This window comes from Mesorhizobium sp. M7A.F.Ca.MR.245.00.0.0 (assembly GCF_003997415.1).
GTDB lineage: Bacteria > Pseudomonadota > Alphaproteobacteria > Rhizobiales > Rhizobiaceae > Mesorhizobium.
The window spans coordinates 11,722-32,756 of record NZ_RZTE01000050.1 but is presented as its reverse complement, the minus strand read 5'-3'; the positions used below and the strand labels follow the sequence as shown (position 1 = coordinate 32,756).

17 protein-coding genes and 2 pseudogenes are annotated in these 21,035 nt (G+C 57.6%); 3 read left to right on the top strand and 16 right to left on the bottom strand.

The features are described 5' to 3' along the window. The 3 genes and pseudogenes from EOB80_RS30425 to EOB80_RS30415 form a co-directional block, all read right to left on the bottom strand. On the bottom strand, window positions 1-444 hold a 444-nt coding region (locus tag EOB80_RS30425; RefSeq protein ID WP_164762778.1), incomplete at its 3' end, for a response regulator transcription factor. A gap of 619 nt (window positions 445-1,063) precedes the next feature. After that, window positions 1,064-1,495: pseudogene (locus EOB80_RS30420) on the bottom strand (helix-turn-helix domain-containing protein); the annotation flags it as partial. 244 nt (window positions 1,496-1,739) lie between these two features. Beyond that, window positions 1,740-2,198 carry a response regulator transcription factor gene (locus EOB80_RS30415; RefSeq protein ID WP_224570033.1) on the bottom strand — a complete coding sequence of 153 codons (459 nt, stop codon included), beginning with the start codon at window positions 2,196-2,198 and terminating at the stop codon, window positions 1,740-1,742. A gap of 754 nt (window positions 2,199-2,952) precedes the next feature. Between EOB80_RS30415 and EOB80_RS30410 the strand changes: the two genes are divergently transcribed. Then, window positions 2,953-4,074 (top strand): DUF418 domain-containing protein, encoded by a 1,122-nt coding sequence (locus tag EOB80_RS30410; protein WP_024505387.1) that lies wholly within the window; start codon window positions 2,953-2,955, stop codon window positions 4,072-4,074. Between the two features lie 794 nt (window positions 4,075-4,868). Here EOB80_RS30410 and EOB80_RS35645 read toward each other — a convergent pair. Further along, window positions 4,869-5,085: pseudogene (locus EOB80_RS35645) on the bottom strand (transposase); the annotation flags it as partial. Between the two features lie 524 nt (window positions 5,086-5,609). On the opposite strand from EOB80_RS35645, the gene EOB80_RS30405 reads away from it, so the two are divergent. Further along, complete coding sequence (locus EOB80_RS30405; protein ID WP_008874821.1) at window positions 5,610-5,822, top strand: cold-shock protein; 213 nt, start codon at window positions 5,610-5,612, stop codon at window positions 5,820-5,822. A 228-nt stretch (window positions 5,823-6,050) separates the two neighbouring features. On the opposite strand, the gene EOB80_RS30400 is transcribed toward EOB80_RS30405, so the two are convergent. From EOB80_RS30400 to EOB80_RS30375, 6 genes are all read right to left on the bottom strand, one after another. Continuing rightward, entirely contained in the window at window positions 6,051-6,521 is a 471-nt protein-coding gene (locus tag EOB80_RS30400) for a MucR family transcriptional regulator (RefSeq protein WP_024505385.1), read from the bottom strand. Window positions 6,522-7,415: 894 nt separating this feature from the next. Continuing rightward, window positions 7,416-7,958 carry a tetratricopeptide repeat protein gene (locus EOB80_RS30395; protein ID WP_081714429.1) on the bottom strand — a complete coding sequence of 181 codons (543 nt, stop codon included), beginning with the start codon at window positions 7,956-7,958 and terminating at the stop codon, window positions 7,416-7,418. Between the two features lie 53 nt (window positions 7,959-8,011). Further along, entirely contained in the window at window positions 8,012-10,075 is a 2,064-nt protein-coding gene (sctV, locus tag EOB80_RS30390; protein WP_127331604.1) for a type III secretion system export apparatus subunit SctV, read from the bottom strand. A gap of 231 nt (window positions 10,076-10,306) precedes the next feature. Beyond that, on the bottom strand, window positions 10,307-11,197 hold the full coding sequence (locus EOB80_RS30385) for a hypothetical protein (RefSeq protein ID WP_127248571.1): 891 nt from the start codon (window positions 11,195-11,197) through the stop codon (window positions 10,307-10,309). Between the two features lie 117 nt (window positions 11,198-11,314). Further along, on the bottom strand, window positions 11,315-11,557 hold the full coding sequence (locus EOB80_RS35640; protein WP_224570034.1) for a nodulation protein NopA: 243 nt from the start codon (window positions 11,555-11,557) through the stop codon (window positions 11,315-11,317). Window positions 11,558-11,629: 72 nt separating this feature from the next. Then, window positions 11,630-11,959 carry a hypothetical protein gene (locus EOB80_RS30375; protein WP_081714433.1) on the bottom strand — a complete coding sequence of 110 codons (330 nt, stop codon included), beginning with the start codon at window positions 11,957-11,959 and terminating at the stop codon, window positions 11,630-11,632. Window positions 11,960-13,307: 1,348 nt separating this feature from the next. Between EOB80_RS30375 and EOB80_RS30370 the strand changes: the two genes are divergently transcribed. Further along, a complete protein-coding gene (locus EOB80_RS30370; RefSeq protein WP_245466476.1) occupies window positions 13,308-15,419 on the top strand; it encodes a hypothetical protein in 2,112 nt (703 codons plus the stop codon). A 542-nt stretch (window positions 15,420-15,961) separates the two neighbouring features. Here EOB80_RS30370 and EOB80_RS30365 read toward each other — a convergent pair. The 6 genes from EOB80_RS30365 to sctQ form a co-directional block, all read right to left on the bottom strand. Next, on the bottom strand, window positions 15,962-16,765 hold the full coding sequence (locus EOB80_RS30365) for a hypothetical protein (RefSeq protein WP_024505378.1): 804 nt from the start codon (window positions 16,763-16,765) through the stop codon (window positions 15,962-15,964). A gap of 355 nt (window positions 16,766-17,120) precedes the next feature. Then, window positions 17,121-18,158 carry an EscU/YscU/HrcU family type III secretion system export apparatus switch protein gene (locus EOB80_RS30360; RefSeq protein ID WP_024505377.1) on the bottom strand — a complete coding sequence of 346 codons (1,038 nt, stop codon included), beginning with the start codon at window positions 18,156-18,158 and terminating at the stop codon, window positions 17,121-17,123. After that, window positions 18,155-18,973 (bottom strand): type III secretion system export apparatus subunit SctT, encoded by an 819-nt coding sequence (gene sctT, locus EOB80_RS30355; RefSeq protein WP_024505376.1) that lies wholly within the window; start codon window positions 18,971-18,973, stop codon window positions 18,155-18,157. Before sctT ends, EOB80_RS30360 begins: the two co-directional genes overlap by 4 nt. An 8-nt stretch (window positions 18,974-18,981) precedes the next feature. Next, window positions 18,982-19,257, bottom strand: coding sequence for an EscS/YscS/HrcS family type III secretion system export apparatus protein (locus tag EOB80_RS30350; RefSeq protein WP_024505375.1), 276 nt, complete (start codon window positions 19,255-19,257; stop codon window positions 18,982-18,984). A 2-nt stretch (window positions 19,258-19,259) separates the two neighbouring features. Beyond that, on the bottom strand, window positions 19,260-19,925 hold the full coding sequence (sctR, locus tag EOB80_RS30345; protein ID WP_127331602.1) for a type III secretion system export apparatus subunit SctR: 666 nt from the start codon (window positions 19,923-19,925) through the stop codon (window positions 19,260-19,262). Continuing rightward, the gene (sctQ, locus tag EOB80_RS30340) at window positions 19,918-20,946 is read right to left on the bottom strand and encodes a type III secretion system cytoplasmic ring protein SctQ (RefSeq protein WP_095769044.1); all 1,029 of its coding nucleotides are present in this window, start codon (window positions 20,944-20,946) and stop codon (window positions 19,918-19,920) included. Before sctQ ends, sctR begins: the two co-directional genes overlap by 8 nt. Window positions 20,947-21,035 lie beyond the last annotated feature (89 nt).

Below are 21,035 nucleotides of genomic sequence, written 5' to 3'. Positions count from 1 at the left end.
GACCTCCTGCCCGTCGCGGAAGAGGCGTCGCTCGGCTGCCTGTATGGAAAGCGTCCCAACCGAAAATTGCGGCTCCGGAAAATGCCCTTGGCGACGTGCCACTGCACGGATGCGTGCCGAGAGTTCCCCCAGATCGAACGGCTTGACCAAATAGTCGTCGGCGCCAGCGTTGAGCCCCTCGATGCGGTGCGAAATCCGATCGCGGGCTGTCAGAATGATGACCGGCGTTGTATCAAGCCCCTTGATCAGCTCCCGCAGATAGTCGATGCCATTGCCGTCCGGCAGGTGAACGTCGAGCAAAATAACGTCGTAGCCGGCCACAGCTGCATGACCGCGCGCTCCGGACAGGCCCTCGGCCCAGTCGACCGCGTGGCCACCAGCCACCAAATGATCGTGCACAGCACTTCTAAGGTCGTCGTCGTCTTCAATGAGCAGTATTCGCATCAGGCTGCCGAGCTCCGGTATGAGGGCAAGGCTCCTGCCTTATTGATCGAAGCTGACAGTAGGCTGAACCGGCGCCAGCGAATATCTGGGGGCTTTCAGGCTGCTGTCAGCTACAATTGCAAGAAAGGGGTCGTTAACAAAGCCAAACGAAGAGGCCTTATGAAACCCCTCCTGATCTCGGCACTTTTGCTCAATGTGACCACCGGCGGCTGTACACTGGTTGGCGGGCAATTCGACGTGGCGGTCAACGAATGGCAGCCGCGCCACGCGTCAATGTCCAGGCTTGAAACTGACAGGTGTCTTAAATACGAGGGCACCGTAGCGGGTGCCTCCAGTTATCGAACAGTGCCTAGCAGGTCAGAAGTGCACTTTGACCATAGGGGTCGTCCGTATTTTCGGCGCTCGCGAACAGAGTCGACGGTCAATCGATGCGCCACTGCCAGAGTCTGGAACGGTCAAGTGTTTGTTATCCCCCGTCCGGGCCATATTCTCTGCCGAGGACCAAGAAGGCCCTATTTTCGGTGCCCACGAACAGAGCCAACGGTCAATCGATGCGCCACTGCCAGGGTCTGGAACGGTCAAGTGTTTGTGATCCCCTGTCCCGGCCGTGTTCTCTGCCGAACTCGCCCTTGTAGTCGGCACACCAAAGATCGTTAGGGCGACAGCCGTTTGAAAGTGGTGTCCCCGTCGCCCTGTTGCGCCTGCGCTTGCGGCGCTCGACCATGCCGGCGGTCGAGCACGGCATGCACGGTCGAGATCGCGGGCCGGTGCACATCCGGATACAGCCGGGCCAGCCGCTCGCGTATCTTCGGCGCACCCCATGTCGGCTTGTCTTGCTTGAGGCGCACAATCAGCTTCTCGATTTGAAACGGAAGCTGATTGGCGTGGCGATAGGGCGCCGCGATCGGTCCGTCAGCCCCTCCAGGCCGCTGTCGTTGTAGCGCGTGAGGATCTTGTAGCCGGTCTTGCGCGAGATATCGAACTCCCGGCAAAGCACCGCCATCTTCTCGCCGTCCAGCAGCCGGGCGACGAACTTCAGCCGCTCTTCCATGACGTTACACTCCTTCCAAGGCACCTTGCTCTCCTTGCAAAGGGCCGAAAGTGTAACCCATCTATCCGGAATGAACTGTCACCCATCTCTCGGGAAGGGCAGTCATGGCCAAGGCAACTGGAAGCCGAATTTTCTTTTAGAGTATGAATCAGCGCCGTCTGCCGAAAAGCGCGTCCACGATCTTCCCTTTTGAAACGACCGTGCAGGGCTGGGGCAGACGGTAGTCGAGCACCGCCCATCCGCGTCAAGTCAGGTAGACCTCCTGCCCGTCGCGGAAGAGGCGTCGCTCGGCTGCCTGTATGGAAAGCGTCCCAACCGAAAATTGCGGCTCCGGAAAATGCCCATGGCGACGTGCCACTGCATGGATACGCGCTGAGAGTTCCCCCAGATCGAACGGCTTGACCAAATAGTCGTCGGCTCCAGCGTTGAAGCCCTCGATGCGATGCGAAATCCGATCGCAGGCTGTCAGAATGATGACCGGTGCCGATTCAAGTTCCTTGATCAGCTCCCGCAGATAGTCGATCCCATTGCCGTCCGGCAGGTGAACGTCGAGCAAAATAAGGTCGTAGCCGACCACAGCTGCATAATCGCGCGCTTCGGACAGGTTCTTGGCCCAGTCGACCGCGTGGCCACCAGCCACCAAATGATCGTGCATAGCACTTCCAAGGTCCTTATCGTCTTCAGTGAGCAGTATTCGCATCATGCTGCCGAGCTCCGGTATGAGGGCAAGGCTCCCATCTTATTGGTCGAAGCTGACAATAGGCTGAACCGGCGGCAGCGAATTATTTGGGGAGCTTTCAGGCTGCTGTCAGCTACAACTTGCAAGAAAGGGGTCGTTAACAAAGCCAAACGAAGAGCCCCTATGAAACCCGTCCTGACCTCGGCACTTTTGCTCAATGTGACCCCCGGCGGCTGCATCAGCAAATTGATTTGGGAAACAGGCGCGCCGGTTCTAATGACCGACGCAGGCCGAGGTCTGGAACAGCTGGACCAGCGAACGGCGTCTTCGGTTTTTCAGGCAACAGCCACATGGAAGAATATGATTGGCTCGACCATGCGCCGAGCTTTGTCGAACGGATTGGTCGCGGGCGCACTACCACAGATTATGGCAGGTTTACGCCCTGGCCTTGACACCCGGGGTGATCGTCACCGGCGGAGCCGCGGCGTACTGATCGGATATCTAACGTCGCTGAGTCTCTCGTCGGTGCAGTGGATCTCTCGGCTTAGCCATCATGCAAAAAACGACGGTTCCGCGACACCACTTTTCAGGTCCGTGACACAGGCTTTGTGAGCCGATCTGTTGTTCTTACCCCAGGCTAATGGCTGAACAGCTCTGTCGCCGGCTCGATGCGCCAGATGGCGCGATGTTTTGAACCCTTTCACGAGGCGACGGCAGCAGCCGACCGGCTCTCCTATCGCGGCTCCCGCGATCCACACACCCAGCAAGGGAATCTACCATGGTAATGAAGGCACCGGTTGCCGACGCTAGGAATGGGTCGGTAGTAGATCGGCTGGTCGGCATCGACCTCGCTCGGGGCCTGGCTGTCTTCGGGATGTATGCCGCCCATCTCGGTCCCGACCCCGGCGAAGGAGGACTAGTCGGGTTTCTGATGGAACTAACCCATGGGCGGCCGTCGGCCCTGTTTGCCGTATTGGCCGGTTTTTCAATCCTCCTGATTACAGGTCGCAAGGCGCCGAAGTCGGGGATAGCCGGTAGACAGGCCATCGCCAGAGTCGCAATTCGTGCCCTTGTTTTGCTCGCGCTTGGCTCAATCCTGGGCTGCCTCGGTACCCAGGTCGAAGTCATCCTAGAATACTACGGAATTTGCTTCTTGTTGGTATTGCCGCTCCATCGGCTCAGCGCATATCAGCTGGGCTTGATCGCTGCCGCTACGGCATTAGTTCTCCCGCAAGTCCGTTCCTCCCTTCTGTCGGTTGCCCCCAACCTCCTCGACCCGGTCTTCAACCTCATGGTCAACGGCTACTATCCCGCGGTGACCTGGGTTCCTTTCCTCATCGCTGGCATGGCCATCGCGCGCCTTAATCTTAATACGCTAGCAGCGCATTGGCGCCTTGGTCTGGCGGGGGTCGCGCTGGCCGTGTTGGGCCATGGGGGATCCTTGCTCGCGCTGAGTTCCCGCGCTTTGACTGAAACCTCCTTGTGGTGGTCTGACGTTGACGGCGCTTTTGAGCCTTCCAAGTCGTCATTTATAGTCAAGTCGTCATGGATAGCCGCACCTCATAGCGAAACGACGCTTTCGATCGTGGGCAGCACCGGTTGCGCAATGATCATCTTGGCGGCTTGCATGCTCGCTGTGGATGCGCTCCCGCGTCTGCGAAAGCTGGTCTGGCCAATAATCGCAGTCGGCTCGATGTCTTTGACGGCCTATGTGCTGCACATTGCGGGAATAGCCTATCTTATGAAGATAAACATTTTCAAAGACGAGAGCCTGTCCACGCTCTTTGGCTTCGTTGTGGTTATCAGCACTTTTGCGGTGCTTTGGCTGCGCGTCTTCCAGCGAGGACCGATGGAAGTGCTGATGGGTAGGGTCGCAGATCTCGCGCGTCACATCCGCTGAGCACCGCCGCGCCCCGGCCTCCCGATCACATTACGGACAAGGTGGGGCTTTGTCCAAAGCTTGTTCGCGGCAGGGGAGGGTACTTCCTCCCACCCTGCCGCCTTGTTGATGGAAGCTAAAACGGTCGCGCAGGCGCTAGAGTTGCATCGGCATAATCAGCTTAAACTCGCGAAGTTAAACCCGCGGTTGGTCTATCTCGGCCCGCCTCACCTGAAAGGCTAAGGTATCCGTTTCGGTCAAGGGTTTTAGGGGCCATTTTCGCTGCGCCTTGAGGAGAGCGTTTGCTAGGATGAGGAGCTTTCGCAACAAGATGATGACCTTTGCGGGTTTGCCTGCCGCCTTTAGCGCCTGGTATTTTGCCTTGAGGTCGGGGTTGAAGCGCAGGGCGAAGGGCCGGGCATGTAGAGGGCCTGGCGAACATTGGCCCGGCCGCCCAGGCGCGGCCGCTCCATTTTGCCGAGGCCGGCGAGGCTTGCGGCCTTTGGTTCCGAGTTCCGGCATGTCGATGGTGAGTGTGCAGGCGGTGGCATCCGATGCGCCATATGCTGGTCAGGATTTCGCGGCGCTGGACAGCGTCGGGATCGGCTTTCATGAGGGTAAGCATCGTCTGATCGATATCGCTGAGTTCACGTGGATCTGCTTCCAGCCACTCGTTGTTGTGGCGCCTGAGCAAGGCAAGCGGTCAAGGTCTGGCTCTGGTGCTGGCTGCGGTGCGATCCCCGCACGGGCCAGGTGCCGATCGTGTCGACGATCCACCTCGCCGCGACCAGAGAGCTGCTACTCTCTTCCGCTGTTCATTCTGGCCTCTTCGCAATGAATGTCATAAAATCACCTGTCGCAATTAATGGTTTTTGATTTGGCTCCAGCAGCTGGCAGATATCGCCGAGAGTTCCGCAGAGAGCGTCGAAAGTTTTGGCCGCCTTCTTCCGCAGCCGCGCCTTGAGTTTTGAGCAGACCTGTCTTGATCGGGTTGAGATCGGGCGAGCATGGCGGCAGGATCAGGAGCCAGTGCCCTTTGGCCAACCAGTGGGCGGCGCGTACCTTGCCGACAATCTGGGGTTCCGAACCCGACAGTTGGTTTTCAACCCGACAGTGGCCCGCCTCAGAGCAGGCTACCGCCCTTCGGAGCAGGCAGAAGCTAATCGAGGTTCGCGGGTTCCGGTTTGAATGTGCAGGTCGCTGCGCGCCTGATCTTTCGGTCTGGCGGCACATGACAAAAACCCTCATTTTGGCCGACGATACCCGGTCAGGAGCGGGTATCGCAGTCGAGAAGCGACCCGAGCACGTCCACAAGATGTGCCGAGTTTGCAAGGTGTGTCATTGTTTCTGTCAACGTTCGAGCGACAGCGCACGACGAAACGTCTGGCATACGCCTCGTCTGGCACGCGCCTCGCATATGTTGCAGTTGCTGCTGGAGATCAGGCGATCGAGTGGGCCTTGCAATTTTCCGATTTTGATGCGCCTAAAGTCTCGTGTACAAATCAGGCTGGCGTGAATGGCCTGCCTAAGTTGCGACTTATTACAAAGGAATGGATATGGCGACTGGAACGGTGAAGTGGTTCAACAGCACGAAGGGTTTTGGTTTTATTCAGCCTGACAACGGCGGTCAGGATGTCTTTGTCCACATTTCCGCTGTTGAACGAGCGGGCCTGTCGACCCTTAATGAGGGCCAGAAGATCAACTACGAGGTGGAACAGGATCGCCGCACGGGAAAGTCCTCTGCAGGCAGCCTCAGCAAGGCTGGCTAACGGTCCGGGAAAGCCTTGGCAAGGTTCGTCATCGCCGGAACGCATTGACGGCTCGAAACCCGGGCCGGAGCATGCAAGTTAATGCCGCGGCAGGGATTGCTGGAGCCATCATGAATTACTCTGGAAATGAGGCTCTTGGACGGGAAAGGCGGGGCTCATCCCCGCCCTTTGATTCCGCGCAGATTGGGCCAACGGCTGCTGCGCGTCCGAACGACTGTTGATACGGATTTAGGCTGCGACCTTCTTGCGGGTCCGTTTCGCCGGCGCCGTGGCTGGGGCTTCCGGCTCTTTCGGTTTGCGGCCGAGTCCCATGGTCTTGGCCAAGGCGGAGCGCGCAGCGGCGTAATTCGGCGCCACCATGGGATAATCCGACGGCAGACCCCATTTGGCGCGATATTCGTCTGGGGTCAGACCATAGTGCGTCGCCAGATGGCGCTTTAGCGATTTGAATTTCTTGCCGTCTTCAAGGCTAATGATGTAGTCCGGTTCGATCGACTTTTTGATCGGGACAGCAGGTTTTTTTACAGGCACAGGCTCTTCTGCCGGTATGAGTCCAGCCGTGCCGTTTAGAGCCCCGTGCACTTGGGCGATCAGGGCAGGAAGCTCCCCCGCCGGGACGGGGTTGTTGGAGACGTAGGCTGATACAACATCGGCAGTGAGCTCGATGAGGATGTCGGTCTTGTGGGGTTCTTCTGTCATAAACTTCTCCGGGCAGCTTGAAACACAGTTGGGCGAAGTGTCGCTTCATAGTGGCGGTTGCCGCTGAAAGCAAATGGATCGACGGGTGCGCTGCTCCTCCACCATTGAAGTCTCGGCGACGCATCCCGTCATCGTCCATCGCTAAAGGCAGCGTATTGAATTATGGGAGCGGTCGCGCCCGCCCCACCATAGCGATACAGCAAGACAATCAAAAAAGCCGGTCTTTGCTTGGCCCCAAATCTTTTCTCCTTTCGTGAACGCTGAGCTGCCAAGCTGCTACAGTTCACCTCGCGGGGCAACCGTGCACAACACAGGAGTCGCCCGAGCGATACATTCTTCACTTGCCGCTTATCAGCGCTGGTGATTGCACTTTGCAGCCTGCCTCCGGACCCGCAGCGCTCACGCTGTTGGTTTTGCGCCTGCAGGCGTCGGAAGTCGGATCGCCGCAGCTAATTTCCTCAGGCGGACGAATTCAACAAATCGATTGTTTGGATCGAAGGCATCCACACCATCGATGCCTCTAGAATAGGATCCAGCTACAATCACCGTGCTGTAATGGCAGGGACGGCCAGCACAAGCGCGACACGATCCGGCGGGTCCATCGCTGCGTTACGTATTCATGGCTACTGCATCGGGCGCTCGGTCGACCGCCTTAAGCCAGGTCGCCGCATTGCGAGACGGTGACCGGCGAGGGAGAGGGCGCTCTGGCAACGAAGCGAGGCGGGTGGCCTTGCGGGTGGCCGCGTGATGTCATCCGGCTCTCCTGCCGATCTCTGCCGGCCAGATCTGGAGCAACTGTTTTGCATAGATATGGCTCTCTTCAGGGGGCCATCTATGATGGGAGCCGAGCGCGTGTTCGAGCCGGGGAACAGGCTGCGCATGCACTGTGCCCACCTATTGCGATCGTGCTAACCTTGGTTGTTTGGACTTGCCGTTAAAGGCAAGCGACAGATTGAAGTTATGCTGCACCATCTGATTGCCTGGCTCGTTTTCGAGAGCTCGCCGATACAGGGCCTGTGCCGCGTCATGCCGCCCCTCAATGTCCAAAATCACGCCCTTCGCATTCAATGCACGTACGTTTCCTGGGGCTGCAACCAAGACGCTGTCGAGCACCTCAACCGCTTCGTGCGGGCGCTTCTGGCCCACCAAGGCATTTGTAAGTCGTATCGCCGCATCAACATTGTCCGGGTGCTGCTTCACCTCATCCCGCAAAGCCCGCTCTTGAACATCCTGACCAACTTCGCGCAAAATGCGTTCGCGCATAGCCGGATCGATTTGATCGGCGCTGAGCAACTCGGGGGAAGATGTCTCCTGCACGGAAAGAGCCGGCTTTTGCCAGCTGGCGCAACCGCCCAAAGGCAGAATGGCGAGTACGGCAAAAAGAAGTGAGTTCCGGCGCAGAAACATAGGCGATGGAGAAACTGTATTACTATTCATGTTATCTCTCAGTTATCGGGGAGGCGCGTGGCGTTCAGTTAGGAAAGGTGGGACTACTCTAACAATCCGCTGTTCGATCCGTGCGGGAGTGTGACGGATCCTGCGGGGCGAATTGTAAAGTCGGAGGCGAGGTCTTGATAAGACAGCACGGCGAGATCAACCCCGTTTCGCGTCAGAAAGCCGCGGACGAAACGTCGGACATCCATCGACGTCAACAGAATAGGGCGGGTTTGACCCGGTTCTGCGTTCGAAAGGACCTGACGTATCTGTGATAGCATCGCTTCGCTTTGCCGATCCTCCAGTGCGAGATAGGGGCCTGCATCCGAATCTCGAACCGCGCCACGCATCACATCCTCGCTCTCGCGCTCGACGACCAGGGCGGACACTATGCCCTCCGTGTTGGCATGGCGGTGGCAGATCTGTCGCTTCAAACCAGAACGGACATATTCCGTCAGCAGGGCAACGTTTTGCTCACGCTCGCTCCATTCGGCCAATGCCTCCAACACGAGACGGGTGTGGCGGATTGGGATACCTTCCTCCAGGAGGCGGCGCAGAACATCGGCAATCCGAGGAATCGGCGTCGTGCGTAGCACCTCTTTCACAAGCTCAGAATATTCCTGCTCCATTCGGCCCAGAAAATGTCGGGTCTCTTGGATGCCCACCAATCGCGGTGCGTAGCGGGTCAACGCTGCATGGACGCGCAAGGCGAGGAGTTCGCCGGGAGCCCTATGCTCCGTGCCGGCGCCCGTAAGGGCCTTTGCAGGGGTATGTTCAACCGGGAGTCTGTCCGTTTTCGGCTCACGTCTAAGGCGGACACCGCTCGAGTCGACGTGCGCTACATCGGCTCGGAGCGCCATCTGGTTTGGATCTAAGGCGTCCTGTTCGACTGGCACGCCCTCGACATCAATTCGGAATTGCGATGCAGGCAGCTGCTCGTCAACCAAGACAGGGATGCGAGGAACGATAATGCCCAGATCGGCTGTGACCAGGAGCGAAACGCGCCCAATATGTTTTTGCAATTCGGCTTGATCGACCGCCTGCATAAGATCTGGCGCTAGAAAAAATGCGATCGGGAATTCCTTCGCAGGCGCGGCTTGCTTAGGCTCCGCTGCAGTTCCACCTTTCGCATCGGCAGTGCCGGCGCCCAGCACATCAGCCTTGACAATGCTTACCGCAGCGAACACTGCGGCCAGCATCAGAAAGACGGGGAGGGGAAACCCAGGAACGAACCCCATTACAACCAGGACGCCGGCCGCCAGTCGCAAGGCTCGAGTGCTGGCCGTGAGCTGACTGACCATTTCTGTACCGAGGTTGATCCTCGCCGTCCCAGTCACACGGGTGACGATGGTCGCCGCAGTAATGGAGAGCAGAAGGGCCGGAATCTGCGATATCAATGCATCGCCTATCGTCAGCAGAGTGTAGTGATGCAGTACCTCGCCGAAGGACATGCCCTTGGAGAGCAGGCCGATCGAAATTCCACCCAGCATGTTGATGCAGATAACCACCAGCCCGGCGATGGAATCGCCCTTCACAAATTTCATCGCGCCGTCCATCGCGCCATAGAGTTGGCTTTCCTTCTCCAATTCGGCGCGCCGCCGGCGGGATTCGTTGGCATCGATGTGGCCGTTGCGTAGCTCTGCGTCGACCGCCATTTGCTTGCCCGGCAGAGCATCCAGCGTGAAACGCGCCGCCACTTCTGCCACCCGTTCGGCACCCTTCGCGAGGACCATGAATTGCACCATGGTGACGACCAGAAATATGACGAAACCCACCACGATATTGCCTGAAATGACGAAATCGCCAAAAGTATGAATAATGCTGCCGGCCTCCCCCTCGGCCAGAATCAGTCGCGTCGTTGCGACCGTGAGCGCGAGACGGAATACAGTGGAAATCAAAATAACGCCGGGCAAAGAGGAAAAATCAAGTGGAGTACTGACATACAGGGCAACCATCATCAGCAGTATGGCCAACCCCATATTGAATCCTATCAGGGCGTCGACCACCACGACCGGGATAGGCATGACCATCATCGCGACAGCCAGAAGCAGCATCAACGCAACCATTAAATCCGGGCTGGCCGGCGCACGCTTGATGAAGTCACGCAGGACGTTGGCCATCGAGACACCTTTGCAATCGTTGAGACTTACTCTGCTGTTACGCCATGAAACGTGGCTTTCGAACTCCGAAGGCGCCTCAGCCTTGGCCAGCGCGTGACCCTGCATGAGAGCCACAAGCAGGCGCGAAATGGCTGGGCAGCAAATGTTTCCAACGCAGCCAGCTTGTCAGCACCGAGCGCGGCAGGATGTTTGGCTGGCCATAGAGTGCTGCTTGATGGGGCCTGCGAGCTTTCAATATTGGAGAGCAGCAATGCGGCCATTCCTGCTCAGCAGCACACGGCTGTCCTCAATACGTTCGACCACCCATCCATCAGCCAAAATGGCGCCGACAAAATACTTCTCGCTGTCGATGACAATATATGGTTGGACCCCATGCCACACAGCTTCGACCGCGATTGCGGATGGCGCCTTCTCCTCTTTGATGAGCACTCCGTTCACCAGTGTTAGAGTACCCTTGGTGCGACGATCGAACGATTGCTGAAGCTTCTGCCAGCTGATGACCGATTCAGACGTGACGGTGCCTTCGGCGGTCACAACACCCTTTGCCGACCCAATCTTGACGTCGAGAAGACCCGCTCGATCGACTTCCTCCTGCAGCTCTTGGGCCGCTGCCTCCGTAAGTTCATTGTCAGCGCGGTGACTGATCGTTCTGGACGCGACTTCAGCCCGAAGTGAATTGGGGCTCGATCCACTTGCATTGCCAAGATAGGAGATCGTGCCTGAAAGCGCGCCGATCCCGAGTGAGCTGATTATGACCATGGCGAGCACACCGATCGGTAGGCGCGGTATGCCGGTCGAACCAGGCGGCTCTGCATCCTGCACGGACAAAGCAATGGACATCTCGCCTACGAGCAGGACGACAGGAAGGGGCACAACAACGGACTGGCCTGCGGCGATATTCCGGTTGCCCTCGATACTGATTCCGGGTGCAAGCGCCTCCAGTTCGATCGACTTGCCAAGAAGAGTTACACGAAGGTGATGCGGTGCCAGTCCCTGCTCGACAAAGACCAAATCGGCATCGAAGCCGCTGCCGATTAAACACTTTTGAAGATCCGTCTTGCCGGTCAGACCGCAATAGTGCCCCGAACGCACTTCGAAACGGAGGGAAACGGCGTCATCCACAGAGCATCTCTCAAACAGGATAGAAGCCGCATGGCAATTGCCATGCGGCTCATTTCGGGACTACGTCGCGTCAATAAGGAGACGCGCTAAGGGGCAGTCTAAAACCCGCCTCCGACATTACGAAACGCGTTCGTCGGCGGCCTTCTTGATGGTCTGGAGATTGGTCGTTAGAGTGCGCAACTGGACACTCCTTTTCGTCGCCTCCAAGCTAACATTGGTTAGTTCCTGCACTTGCGCCTGAAAAGCAGTAGCATCAGCTCCGCTTGTATTGCCGGGAGTGCCACTGTTAGTTTTATCGGTATTGCCGGCGCTACTGGTATTGGTATTGCCTGATTTTTTATTATTATCAACTGCAGCCATGATCATTCCTTTTTCTGTTGGAGTTGTGCCGTCAATAACGGCCTGTATGACCTCACGCCGGATTTTCCCGCGTCAGGCATCTTCTGTGTCATCCAAAGCTTCATCGGCCTCAGCCATCGCATCGTTCGCGAATTGGAACGCGAACGATCGCAGGATACTTTGGAAGGCTTCACTTTGTGCTGCAGACTGTGAGTTGTCTTGAAGTTGATCATTTGAAACGGTCCGGTTATCCGCCCGATCGTTCCCGCCAGCTGCCTTGCCATCATTCCCACCAGCTGGCTTGCCATCATTGCCATCAGCCGGCTTGCCATCACCAGAATGCTCGGATTTCGAATCCCCATGGCCCTTTCGGATCAAGGACGTCCCGAGGTTGCCAACTCCACTCCCAATTGCTGCTATCATCAGGTACTCCGGCATTTGCCATTGGCGGCGACGTGTTAAAGGTTAACCTCGATCAAGCTAAGGGCGGGAGCTTTCGAGAACCTGACGGCTTTTGACAAAAACCGGCCAGCGCAAAAACCGTATGCTCTGCAGGATGTTGCTCTCGCATCGAACAGTCGACCACGATCTCGGCTGTTCGGCCAATCCCGCCGTCCACGCATGCCGCGACCGAATGGCAGCCGCAGCAGCTGGTTTGCATCTCGATGCTGTGGTGTCGAACAGGAGGCACGGTCCACGTGCTGCATGACCGCAATGACCGTATTCTTGCTGGCTCCACGGGCGCACGCAACGAGCAGGAACTCGGTCTTTGCATCACCATTCTCTCGCCTGCACATCACGGCCCGGCGCGGTGAGCTCATTGGCCTCGAGAAGGTCGGCGACCGTACGAACATGGGATGGTCTGCCGGCTTTGGGAGGCCGGTGCGGATCCTCTTCTCACCATATCGAAAGCTTGAAGCGGTCGGATTTTCTTGCCCTGTTCGTGAGAACTCCCATCGTCAGCTAATCGTCAGCCAAGCGGTCTATCTAGGCCGGCCGTGCCTGACCTTCGGATCCAAAGGTCCCGTCTCGACACTTTTTGTAACTATAGATCGAAATGGTTTCCCGCGCGATACGCAACGCACACGCTTCTCTGAAGCAAATGTGTGACTTTGTCGGTGGCGAACGAGAGGAGTGACGCATCAATAAAATCGTCAGGCACGTGTCTAGGAAGGGGAGCTGGCCGAGTTGGTCTGATTTCATTCGCTGTTCCTGGAAATCGGCGGACTGAAGCGCTGATAATCTCAGGACATCGATGGCAACGTTGCGAAAGTCCTGTGAGCTCGGGCCAATCTTGGCCTGCTACTGAGAAGCACTTTGGCGGGAACATTACGCCGTCGCGGGTCTGGCTGACCGTGACGTTAACCGAAAGATGCCGCTGGTCTCGTCAGCCGCCAGCACAATAGCAGCACATTCTCGCCTACTACGGAGACGCAATATGAAGGGCATTGGCCGACCACGGAAATCGCAGGCTGAAACTGGAGCCAGCCGCGCGGGGCGGGCGAGCAGTTCCCTTTCGCAATCAAGTCTTGCTGCGGGAGAAGGTGGACAGTCATTCGATTCCGTTGTGGAGCAGATGCGCTCTGGGGACGCCGATAGGCCCTCCTCCCTTCCAGTTGCGCGCGGTCCAGGCGATGCCCGCGAAAGTCTGCCAGGCGCCTCGATTGGCGAAGATCAAATCCTGAACACACCGCCACGTGGAGCCGCTGCGCCACCACGCGGAACCGTAGCGCCACGTGGCGCAGCCGCAAGGCGGCGCGGTTCTCCCTCCATGTCTGAGGGCGAAGCCATGGCGCCGGTCGGTAGCCAACTATCAACCGCGCAGGTGGAAGGCACCAGCTCATCGTCAAATGAAGATATCAGTCCGACACAGCTCAGAATGAACAGTCTTGTTCAACAACTGACTGATTGCGAGGCTGCGGCCAGGAAAACCGACGTTCCCGAGGAGGCGGTGGAGCTGATCAGTCGGGTCGTCGGTGCAGCCTCAGCAATTCTGGAGTACCGCGCTAGCCTGCCTGCGGCTGAGGCGCAGACAATTATGCCAGACGACAAGGTGCGTAGATGTTGCCAGATCGTGTGCGACGCCGCGAATGAAGTAGACCAACTTGGCCTGTCGACGATCACGAAATTGGACGAAAAGACCAAGATAGCGGCAGGTATGGTCGATAGACTCTACTCCTACTCCCAGGCGGACCGGCAGGAGCTGTTGATTTTAAATGTGGAGAACCACCATACGGCGGCAATTAAGTGGTGGGAAAAAAAGGCATGGCGCTCCGAACGACAGCGATCCGCCTGCGCTGCCACCGCTAGCCTATCCAGTGGAACGCCCGTGATGCGGGAAGCCGAGCGGTGCGCACTGCGGCTGCGTGCCGGCTCGGTACTGAGTGTCAGGATCTGGCTGGTCCGTGAGCGGATCGGTCTTGCGCGGGCCAAGATTGAACTGCGGGCGAGCAGGTTCGAGCCAGATTTGAAGGAACTCCTCGTCGGTCGAAATGGAGTGGTGCAGCTGATGGCAAGCGCCGCTCAAGAAGCTCTTCGCGCCCTCTCTTTGGCGAAGGGCATAATGGATGGCAAAACACTCAACGCTCATGATTGCGCGGTTGTAGAAAAAATCATGGAGCGGCTTTCGGATTTTGGATTGGCGTTGCACGAGGTGCATACCAAGCTAAGCCATACCTACCCAGATGCCGGCCTCCCATTGAAACTGTTCGAACGGATCGTGGACGATGCATGGATCACTGCGCACGATGCCATGCACTTGTTGAACCTGCAGTCTCCGCCGTCAGCCATCATGGCGCCACAGACCCAGGCGGGCGCTGCGATGCCGGCCAGGGCAGGCGCTGCGATACCGGCTGACACTGCTGGTACGGCTGCAGTGTCAGAAGGCACTACAGCGCGAAGGAAAGGGAAGTCAAAGCATAAGTCGGCAGCTCGCGCCGGGACTTCTGCCGCCGGGCAGCCATCAACACCAGTCGCTTCGAACGCCGGCACAGTGCCAGCAGCCAAGGTTCTCGCGCGCTCGGATCAAGTTGCGAGTACACAGGTGAGAGCGCAAGAGGTGACTGCGAGTTCGTCGGGGGCAGGCTCGACAATCGGGGGCGCCGCGTTGTCAATGGAGGTATTGACGGAGCGGCTCAAACGATTGGACGAACTTTTGCAGTTCGATCTGGCCGGTCAGCAAAGCGTCGTCTCCCAAGTGCGCCAGATGAAGCCTGAGGAGGCCGGTAAGGTCGTGGACGATGTGGCCCAGTACCTGCGAGCCCAGGCCATTGAGATGCAAACCTGTCTCGCCGGGTTGCAGGGGCGTAATGTACGCCTGCTACTCACCTCCACCCAGCTACCCAAAGTGCACGAACGCACAGACCAGCTCAAAGGGTTGCTGAACATGGTGCTGGGACAGGCCAACGCATTGAATGAAGGAAAAGCCGGCATTACGACTGATTGCATGAAGACCTACGCATTTCCGGCGCAAAAATACCTGGAACATTTGTGCAATGCCGACGAATTGATGCCGCCGGAGGCACCGGTCGCGCTACGTGGCGAGCCAGGAAAGCTGTTTGAGATGAAGCTGCAGCCCAAGATGCTGGTCAATGGTGCGATGCCGAGCCCGATGTGGGTGCACATCCACACGAGTCGCCCCGTCTTGGCCAGAAACTTAGAAGGGCTGGCTGATTCCGAATTCACCGCTTGCCACGTTAAATCCAACGAACAGCGCGGCTACAATCGAGAGCGAGAGGAAGCCGATGCTAGGTCCGGTCGCGAGAAGGTCATAATTCATCGCGGCAAACTCACCCCCGCTTTCTGTAAGTCTTTGTTGACCTCGGGGCTTGGCCGCCAACCACGCAATTCGCGTGCCGAGCTCCCGTCGGCGCAGGCTGCATGACAGGGCACGTACTTTGGGGTCTAGGGCAGAATGCGGCCGGCCACGCTGTGAGTCAGCGAGCATTTCTCCTGGCCAAACCGCGAATGCCGCTGCGCGAGTTGCGGTCCGGCGATTGGAGTCGATCGGCTACCGTCAGGGCCGATTTGCGATGTCGCGTTACCTGCTGTTGACGTGGCGGCGTATCTTGCCTCCCATCCAACTTATCGCCGAGATCGCGCCGCCAAGATCGAGGCGGAAGGTCTTCCTGCGAGCGCGGAGCAGGCATAGCCGATCCGATCGGGATCGGCGCATCGCAACGACCCAACGGTGTGGTGGAGAAAATTGGATTCGGGAGAGCTCGTATCCAAGAGGCGGAGTTCCGGCCCGAATACAATCCGCTCGCAAGCACCCACGATGCGCATCCGCAGTTTATTGTCTGGGAGATGGGCTGGATTGCTCGGCGGCGCTGGCGCTAAGGCGGGGCTGTCGCCGGACAATTAGCATTCACTGCCAACAGCCTTGCAACCGTCACCAGTTGCAAGGCTCGGCGGCGGGTCGACAAATCACATGAAATCGTCGTCGGACCCGCTATCGCTGCTGTCGCTGTCCTCGGTTTTGTGGAGATAGAGTGGAGGTTTGCCTGCACGCTGCCACTCACCGGCACTGTTCTTCGTCCATTTGTCGGGATGCTGCGTAGGGTCAAGCACCAGGTCGCCATGATCCACTTCAACAAACCCCATCGTCTGCGCGCGCGCTTGTGCTTCCGGATTAGCCGCACGCCAATTCAGCAACGGTCGGTCGCCGTCTATCCGAAGTTGATGCTCCAGCAGAATATCGCCCGCATTTTCGACGAGCGGATGGGCGACTTGAAGATCCACTATGGAAGTGACCTCAGTTCGACCAGGAAATTGTTCCCGCCAACTTTCCGATTCGAACTCGTTCATGCTGAATCCGCCTTCCATTCTCAGCAGTCCGGCACTCCGGTCTCCCAATTGGTAACTGAAATATCGCGCGTGCTCCGTATCTCGACGGATGCCATATTGCTGAGCAACGTCCGCGGTGCGCCTGGCTCGTGACGATACGAACTCTGAATACTCTTGAGGATTGTCGGCGATGTGCGTGATTTCATCACCATGAAATTGCCTCACCTGTCTCCTGAAGGAAGTCCTGTTGATCTCCACCACAGGAGGTCGGGAATTGAGGGAGTATGCTTGGGGAGCCGCCGATGATGAGGCGCCGCTACCTTCCGATCCGGATAAGTGCATTCGGGCAAATGTGTCCGCGAACCCTTCGCTTCCTGCATCCGATTGCTCGCCGGCATTATGCGCGCGGTAACTATCGGATGAGCCACCAATTCGACCATACATGACGATTCGTACTCCTATGTTTCGCAACCGAGCTCAAGTTAGCACGGCTGTTCAACATAGGGCGCTTAGTTGACGACTAGCTGACGAGGGCATTCCAACGGCTGCACCAATCAAATCCGTACTGCCGGCCTCAAAACCTCGGACTGCGCCACGCACCGGCCAGCAGAGGCTGCAAGGTCATGCCCGGAGGACTTGCCGTAGTTGCTGGGTGGCAGATCCGAGGGGAGTGATTGCCCCAGGCCCGCGGTTGCGCGGTTGGCCTGACAGAGACACTGGGGCACGGATGGCCAGCCGACATTTGCCACTAGCATGGAGCCAGGTCAGTTTTGAACTGGCAGTCGTGGACTTCCAATGACTAGGCCAAGCCTGCGGCAAAGAATGCTTTCGCGACAGGCTGGAAGTATTGCATAGGAACCGCGTGGCCGAGTTTTGTAGTGCCTATCAGCTGACGCGCTAAGACATGGTCATGGACGATCGTCAGGCGTAGTGCCCGCGCCTCGCTCAACACATGTGAAACGCGCTCACCTTCGGCACGGCAAACTAAGAACGGCACCCCGGTTTCACCGCGAACGTAACGCAGACCGATCAGGACCGCCCTTCCTGTTAAGACCAGCGTGGCGCGATGCACGCCAAGCGCAGGCTCGTCGGCCGCCTCCTCGCGGATGCGACGCTGTTCACCTTTCAACTCTGGCGCTCCTTGCTGATCCTTCGACTCGCGCGTCACTTCGGTATTGGTCATGCGCATTTCGCGCAGATACAACGCGCGCTGGAGCAGGAGATCGATCAGTCCGCCGACCAGCAGTGCGCCGGCGCCAATTCCCATCAGCAATTTTGTCTCCATAAAGATGAGGCCAACACAGCCCATGCCGCAGATCGGCAGAGGGACCATTGTCTTCCACATCCCGAGAAGGACAATGGAAAAGGTTGCGCTGAGAACCAATACCTTGAACATGGTCTTGCAGACTTCGACCATGGAACGAGCAGACCCCAAGCGCTTCAGCCCTTCAAAGGGGTCAATTTTCTTAAAGCTGAGCTTCATCGGCTCCAGAGAGAAGACAAATCCACCATTGGCTAGCAGGCTGGCCAAAATCACCGCGGCGACGAGGGTTCCAAGCAGCGGGCCAACAGCCGCGACGGTGAGTTGGACGAGCACAACCAATGCCTGCGGCACCGCGGTATCGAAAGGTAGGCTCTGCAACTTGGTGGCTAATAGGAGCGCTTCCCGGCATTTGTCCTCGATCACGCTGCCTCTTAGCCAAAGGTAGCCGAGCCCAGCGCAAGTCCCGACCGCGCGGACGAAATCGGAGCTACGTGGCAGCTGTCCTTTTTTGCGCGCTTCACTTAACTTCTTCGGGCTGGCGGCGTGTGTCTTCTCTTCACTTGTGTCGCTCATGGCAGCAATTTGTCGAACCACTCCAGCACGCCGTTGGCACGTGTGACCTCCAGTTTCATGCTCTCCACCAGATAGGCAGCGTAGGTGACCATGAGAACTGGAAAGACAATGTTCTTGATTGCCGGAGACAGTTGGCTCGCCTTAAATTGCGGGGCAAAGCGACGCAGCAGCATCATCGATATATCAATCAGTATCAGGAAGAACACGACAGGCCCCGATACCAATAATGCCGTGCGCATTATGCTGTCGAGAAGCCCCAACAACTCCATTGCTCCTGGCCCGCTCAGTGTCGGGTGAAACTGATACACCGGCCAGATCAAGTAGCTGCGGTACAGGACACTGATCAAAGTTTCCAGGCCTCCTGATCCGACGAATATGGCAATCGCAGTGATCCCCAGAAAAACGCCCATCGCGGAAGCCTGACTGTTCGTCGCGGGATCGGCCGAAGCGGTCGGGCTGCTGATGCCGCGTTGGTTGTCGATAAGCTCCCCGGCAGCCTGAAGGCCCCAAAGCGGAATGCCAAGAAAAGTGCCAAGGAGTACACCGACAAAAACTTCCTTGAATCCGAGCAGGGTTAGCTGGATCAGGCGTGTATCAGGATCCAGCGCCGGCAATCCGCCACTGACATGTGCCAGGCATGGTAGTGCGAAGCCAACAGCCAAACAGCCCCGGATCAGCCCACTGATCTGCGAGCGTGTGAATACGGGAAAGATCAGCATGATGCCCATCGCGCGGGCTGCCCCAAGACCTGCCGCAACGACGAGTTCGAGAGCCGTCTGGATCAGAATTTGAATATCGGCCGATGGCGCGTCCATGGGGCGGACTAGTAGCTAAGTGTCATTGCGGGAAACTCGGTGAAGATCTGATCGGCTAGCTCTATGAGCGGGGCGCTTAGCACAGGAGCAAACAGCCCAATCACCGCGACAACGACCAGAAGCTTCACGGTGAGCGGCAAGCTTTCATCCTGGATCTGCGTCGCCGCCTGGAGGATGCCGATGACGAGGCCGACAACCACTGATGCAATGAGCGGCGGTAGAATCCAGATCATGAAAACCACCAGTGATTGGCTCATAAGAGTAATGATGCTGGATTCAGTGATGATCAGCCTCCCGGTAACGTATAACTCAGCACAAGCCCATGCATCAATTTTGACCAACCATCAATGGCAACAAACAAGAAGATCTTGAACGGGACAGATATAACAGTTGGTGAGACCATCGACATGCCCATCGCCATCAAGATAGTTGTAACTATCAGATCTATAACAATAAAAGGCAGATAAAGTAGAAACCCTATCTCAAATCCAAGCTTCAATTCCGATAGCAAGAAAGATGGTACAAGTATTGCAAAGTCATCAGGCGTGGCTGCAGCGTGCATTTCCTCTGGCCAGACCTTTTCTGTCGAAGATAGGAAAAATCGCCGCTGCTCTTCATTTGTGAATTTCTTGAGATGCTCGCGCAAGGGCTCACTTCCGGCTTTAGCGGCGCTTACCCAGTCGTCGAATGTCTGATAGTGGAGCTTGGGATCCGACATGCGGTCATAGGTCTGCTCAGCAACGGGCGCACTAACGAACATAGTGAGGATCATCGCCGCGGCGTACAGCACCACATTGGGTGGTATGGTCTGGGTCCCGAGCGCATTGCGGACGAGGAAAAGAACAATTGATACCTTTACAAAGGCCGTTGTCGTGGCAACTGCTAAAACCAGCAGACCGAGTCCGGCGGTAACCGCAAGAAGCGCCAGGATTGTCGGCTGAGCTTCACTCATTGCATGCAAACCCGCCACGCAGCCTGATGCCCAGCTCTTCTCCGATGCGGACAATGTCGCCACGCCCGATACGCTGACCATTGGCCACTATGTCGACCGGGCCGTCGATCGGCCATCCAAGTTCAAAAATATGCCCTTCGCCGGCACTTCTTAATTCCCCAAGAGAAATAGGCCAGCGGCCGCATTCAAAGACAAGCACGATCTCGACATCGTCGAGATCCTTAGTAAGCTCCAGTTGCGATCCGGGTTGTGTCATATGCGCACTCTCCAAAGGACACGGTCGCGGGCGGAAAGGCCCCCGCAAGATTAATTCATCGCCGTCAAGATCCGCCTCGGCGCACAACTGGCCGACAGCTAGGGTGATCTGGCCGCGGCCGAACGGCGCAATATCGGGCAACAATGCATCACCGACACATGCGCTTCGAAGAAGCGCCGCAGGAAGGCGAAGCGTGCCGACCTCTCCTGCAACAATGAGCGGGAGCTCTGGAGGCAGCCCGCCCAGCTGCCGCGGCAACTGGGCAAGCAGTTCGCCTAGCGCGCGAAACGCAGGCGGTACTAAGCCGTCAAGTGGCGTGAACAGGAATAGACGGCCCTTGCCCTTGACCGCGCCGAAAATGATGTCGAGTTCAAGATGAGGAGCCAGCATCGTGGCTTCGCATACCCGCACGAGTTGCACGTTCAGACGCGTCGTCTCCTCCAGTCGAGTGACAAGCGGCTCCAGAGCGAGTTCGAGAATTAGCGAAGCAGTTGGCTCGGAAGGGAAGGCCAAGCCGTTCTGCACTGTCGTGATGAACTCCTCTACGAGCGGGCGCGACAGTGACAAGATGACCGTTTCGGCTCCCACTCTCCAGACGCAGTCAAGCATCGGAATGGCAGCAGGTTCCTGCTGCCAGACAAGCCCTGCCGTTCGCACCGATAGCGGCACCTCGTTGATCCGGCTTTGAAACGGCGTGCGCGGCGCTGCTGTATCATTGAGCCACGAGACAACCGTGTGGGACAGTTTCAGAACTGGTTCGAACATGGCGGGTGTGACCGCAGCGCCTATCAAAGACTGCACGGTCGTGTCATTCGGACGACCTCTTGCGACCGTCGGATCCGGTTGCGCGGCAT

What these genes read in the sequence shown, in the direction of transcription:
- sctV (WP_127331604.1), bottom strand. Translation starts at nt 10,075, where the DNA reads ATGGCCAACGTCCTGCGTGACTTCATCAAGCGTGCGCCGGCCAGCCCG.
- sctT (WP_024505376.1), bottom strand. Translation starts at nt 18,973, where the DNA reads ATGGACGCGCCATCGGCCGATATTCAAATTCTGATCCAGACGGCTCTC.
- EOB80_RS30365 (WP_024505378.1), bottom strand. Translation starts at nt 16,765, where the DNA reads ATGTATGGTCGAATTGGTGGCTCATCCGATAGTTACCGCGCGCATAAT.
- EOB80_RS30375 (WP_081714433.1), bottom strand. Translation starts at nt 11,959, where the DNA reads ATGATAGCAGCAATTGGGAGTGGAGTTGGCAACCTCGGGACGTCCTTG.
- EOB80_RS30370 (WP_245466476.1), top strand. Translation starts at nt 13,308, where the DNA reads ATGTCTGAGGGCGAAGCCATGGCGCCGGTCGGTAGCCAACTATCAACC.
- EOB80_RS30410 (WP_024505387.1), top strand. Translation starts at nt 2,953, where the DNA reads ATGGTAATGAAGGCACCGGTTGCCGACGCTAGGAATGGGTCGGTAGTA.
- EOB80_RS30415 (WP_224570033.1), bottom strand. Translation starts at nt 2,198, where the DNA reads ATGATGCGAATACTGCTCACTGAAGACGATAAGGACCTTGGAAGTGCT.
- sctR (WP_127331602.1), bottom strand. Translation starts at nt 19,925, where the DNA reads ATGAGTGAAGCTCAGCCGACAATCCTGGCGCTTCTTGCGGTTACCGCC.
- EOB80_RS30400 (WP_024505385.1), bottom strand. Translation starts at nt 6,521, where the DNA reads ATGACAGAAGAACCCCACAAGACCGACATCCTCATCGAGCTCACTGCC.
- EOB80_RS35640 (WP_224570034.1), bottom strand. Translation starts at nt 11,557, where the DNA reads ATGGCTGCAGTTGATAATAATAAAAAATCAGGCAATACCAATACCAGT.
- EOB80_RS30360 (WP_024505377.1), bottom strand. Translation starts at nt 18,158, where the DNA reads ATGAGCGACACAAGTGAAGAGAAGACACACGCCGCCAGCCCGAAGAAG.
- EOB80_RS30395 (WP_081714429.1), bottom strand. Translation starts at nt 7,958, where the DNA reads ATGAATAGTAATACAGTTTCTCCATCGCCTATGTTTCTGCGCCGGAAC.
- EOB80_RS30405 (WP_008874821.1), top strand. Translation starts at nt 5,610, where the DNA reads ATGGCGACTGGAACGGTGAAGTGGTTCAACAGCACGAAGGGTTTTGGT.
- sctQ (WP_095769044.1), bottom strand. Translation starts at nt 20,946, where the DNA reads ATGTTCGAACCAGTTCTGAAACTGTCCCACACGGTTGTCTCGTGGCTC.